The sequence below is a fragment of the Oleiphilus sp. HI0117 genome, from assembly GCF_001635235.1.
The window spans coordinates 1-825 of record NZ_LWGA01001434.1; the positions used below are offsets into that span (position 1 = coordinate 1).

Genomic DNA, 825 nt, shown 5'->3' on the forward strand with positions numbered 1-825 from the left:
GTGATACTTTCCATAGTGATACCTCTCTGGAAAATCTGGACCGTGTTGTGGCAACTTACCGTAAGTTGAGTAAGTAATTACCTAGACTATTAGGTGAATAATAGGGCTGCATTAATGCGGCCTTTTTTGTGGCTTGAATAAATAGATTGTGCGCAATATACTTGCATAACTAGAGGATAAGACAATGAAGAAAGTTATTTATCTACTGATATTTTTTATACTGGCTGGAGTCATCACAATGCGAGTAATTGAGAACAATACAGCACCTAAATTAGGTGTTCAAAATGGTGAGCTGAAGCCCTTGGGAAGTCGGCCTAATAGCGTATCAACTCAAACCGATAAGCCTGATAAGCAGGTAAAATCGATTGCCTTCGATATAGAAGCAAAGCAGCAGATGCAGAAGGTTCAAAATGTCATAGACGCTATGCCGGGGGCAAAAATTCTTCAGCAAAGTGATCACTATTTGTATGCCGTTTTTACCAGTCCGCTGATGCGTTTCAAAGACGATGTGGAGGTTTATCTGGATGATGAGCAGAAGCTAATTCACTTTCGTTCAGCGAGTAGGGTGGGGTATTCAGACTTAGGTGTTAACCGGAAGCGATATGAGGACTTTGCTAGGCGACTGTCTGTATTGAGTCAATAAGCGAAATTAAAAAAGGCCTGTCAGCGGAAAGCTGATAGGCCTTATTGAACGGCGTATCTATCGTTTAGTTCTTATCCCAGTCAAACTCATTTGCACCGATCGCGCCGCTATTATCCTCGTCCCAGCTTTTTTGGCCTAGGGAGTTATATTCTAAAAAGCCATCGCCCGTTTGGGAATTGGTA

At 42.1% G+C, this 825-nt stretch carries 1 protein-coding gene; it reads left to right on the forward strand.

The genetic code is table 11. From position 1 onward, the window contains the following. Positions 1 to 184: 184 nt before the first annotated feature. Positions 185 to 643, forward strand: coding sequence for a DUF1499 domain-containing protein (locus tag A3757_RS24055; protein WP_082865110.1), 459 nt, complete (start codon positions 185 to 187; stop codon positions 641 to 643). The last annotated feature ends 182 nt before the right edge of the window (positions 644 to 825 follow it).

Excerpts from the sequence above, each read along its gene's own strand:
- A3757_RS24055 (WP_082865110.1), top strand. The coding sequence starts at position 185 with ATGAAGAAAGTTATTTATCTACTGATATTTTTTATACTGGCTGGAGTC.